Source organism: Paenibacillus sp. 7516 (assembly GCF_002272715.1).
Lineage (GTDB): Bacteria > Bacillota > Bacilli > Paenibacillales > Paenibacillaceae > Paenibacillus > Paenibacillus illinoisensis_A.
In genome coordinates this window covers 1-2,680 of record NZ_NPBI01000016.1, presented here as the reverse complement: position 1 = coordinate 2,680, position 2,680 = coordinate 1, and the positions used below count along the sequence as shown (strand labels likewise).

General features: G+C 31.2%; 2 protein-coding genes. Both read right to left on the bottom strand.

The features are described from left to right. Positions 1–126: 126 nt before the first annotated feature. Positions 127–1,938: a hypothetical protein gene (locus CHI14_RS15320; RefSeq protein WP_095289384.1), complete on the bottom strand. Its 1,812-nt coding sequence runs from the start codon at positions 1,936–1,938 to the stop codon at positions 127–129. A 228-nt stretch (positions 1,939–2,166) separates the two neighbouring features. Next, the coding region (locus CHI14_RS30055; protein WP_170948150.1) for a hypothetical protein at positions 2,167–2,680 on the bottom strand (514 nt) is incomplete at its 5' end.

The following is a 2,680-nucleotide window of genomic DNA, read 5'->3' as shown; positions in this document are numbered from 1 at the left end:
ATATTAAGTTTGCCTAGGTGCTGAATATATTATTTTTATAAAAAAGCTCAAGACTTGAATTTCGCCTGTCTCAACTCTTTTATTTAGTGTTAATAGTAATGTATTTTTCATAGCTTTATTGTCGCGTTAACTACTTAGATTTTCATTTATCCAACTAATTATATGCGATGCTGGTATTACAGGAATAGGTAAATCTTCTAACGTAGCTAAAGTTAAAGAGCTTGTAACAAAAACCCCTATAGGTTTTTTTGGGGGGATACTTTTGTAGTTTGGTACCTTCAGATAAGCTAATACTGAAGTCCAATTCTCATAAACATCGTTTATCTTTTTGTCAATCTTGTATTGAAAAGAATCTTTACCTTTTTTTGTGAAGCTATTCAAATCATTACTCAAAGCTTTGACACTTGTCTTTAGTGATTTATTTTTGCATTCTATCAAAAAAAGTGTCTTTGAGTAGTAAAATAAAATATCAATTTCTCCATAAAAAGAGATGAAATTTTCTGTATTCAAAATTGGAATACCTTTGTCTTTCGGTATACCCACCTTTAATATGGCTTCTGGAAAAAAATCAGCGAGCATTTTAGAAACTTGATTTTCGAATTCTATATTTTGAGATTTATGCGTAGCTTTGAAAAGCTCACGTTTTAATGGACCCTCGGGTAGGTTGCCCTCCACTATATCTATATACAATGTATTCAAAGAAAGTGCCAAAAATTGTACTGGGCAACACATCACCCCATTTTCCAACTGTAACAAGCAGTGATTAAGAACTTTGTTTTTCCTAACTTTTGTAGAATAAGCATATTCAAATCCATCCCCTGTGTTTAAGAGGTAATCTATTAGCTTAACTACTTCAACCTGTGACCGATTAAAAATCTGCATAAACAGAATTTCGAAATATTTTTTACTGCCTACTAAAAATTCATCTCCTTGTTTAAAAATTGAACTTAGTTTGAAAGCTGCTTCGCTGATCTCATATAATGTTACACCTAAATGTTCCAAACATTTTTCATCAAATATATTTTTAGCATCTAAAGAGATTTCTTTTTTTAACTTATGTCCCATACTTTCAAGATAAAGCTTCGCAAATTTATCATGGTCAATAGAATAAGTTGTATACATCCTACCAGTCTTATCAATCAAAAGTGATTCACCTTTCTTCACATTTTCAATTGATGTTTCACGATCTTGTATTAGTTTATAAATTGCTCTAATTATAGAGAAAATGTTTCCAAAGATGTGAGCATTAAAAGGCTCATTTTGAGAAAACAATTTCTTAGATGAGTGATGAATCAATTCAATCGCATATTGTAAAGCATATTTGTCAAGACTCAATTGACCTTCCCATTCTTTGTATAGGCTTTTATACAATTCACTAAAATCATATTTTCTCTGCCATTCAAGACTTCTTAACATATCTCTAGAAAAATTGTCAGTGACTTCTTCAATAAATTTATCTGACGTATAATTACCAGACCACAGTACACATGCCCCTGTAACGTGGAAATTATACTCTAACACGCCAATTAGAGAAACCAGATATCCCTGAGGATTTTTACCTATATAATAGTTTAATTGATGGATTAATTGAGCCATAATTTGATCGCAAATATTATTTATTTCCATGTGTGTTGAGTACTTAGTATCAAAGATATTCATATTTTCAAATAAATCTTTAAATACTTGATCTTCATCAAATCCTACAACATTAAACAGCTCAGGTTTCATCATCACAATTTCATTTCCTGTATACAAAGGATATATTCCAAAAAACTTACGTCTTAATTCCATATTGTAAATAAGGTGAGAATTACTTTGAAAAATATCAATCATATTTTTAATATCATTACATTCAGCACATCTTCGATATTCAGAATCGTTTGATAGCATACTGAGTTGAAAAGTCTCTTTAGCTACTGCGCAATTTACGCAAACCATATAAACTTCACCAAACCTTTTACTTTATTTCTCCAAGGTATTTCATAATACGAATTTTAAAACAAACTATAAGTATAGGCTACGGTCAGCAGTCGCATATCACGTTCCTGTATTCATGACGTCCCGTGAAGCAGGATGTTTCTGCTGGAATAATTCCTTGAAATACTTCCAGCAGACCAAAGCTCAGTAAGGATCCGCTGCTTGAATATCATGTTATACGAAGTTCTTCTATGCTCTTAGTGTTTTTTCTTTTAACTCATCTATTAGATCTCCATAAAAGATTTTGGGCTTATAAGCTTCACTGTACTCTTTCAATGCCTTATCAATGTTCCAAGCATGTTCCATTTTAGAGAACACTTTTGCATGCTTCCACGGATAAGTAATTATCTCAGCAATATTAACAGGAACTCCAAGTTCAATTAACTCATCACTTGTTGCTTGGCTAATATCAGTGTATTTCTTTGATACATTACATACGAACGTTAAAGGAATTGACTTTAACCAAAGCGACATTTCCCATCTCTCAGGAGCGTTCGTTACTAAATCAGTAGACATAGAAACTAATTCTACATAATCGGTAATTGTATTTTTCGTTACGCCATCATCAAGTAACACTGTTTTATATTCATATATGTTACCTATTTCTAATTTTGAAACAATGTCGTCTTTAGATTCTTTACTTACGAAAAAATATTTCATTTTATCATTATCTGCTAATAAATATTCACATCCATGTTCAATT

Bases quoted from the DNA above. Each gene is read 5' to 3' on its own strand.
- CHI14_RS15320 (WP_095289384.1), bottom strand. From the start codon at position 1,938: ATGGTTTGCGTAAATTGCGCAGTAGCTAAAGAGACTTTTCAACTCAGT.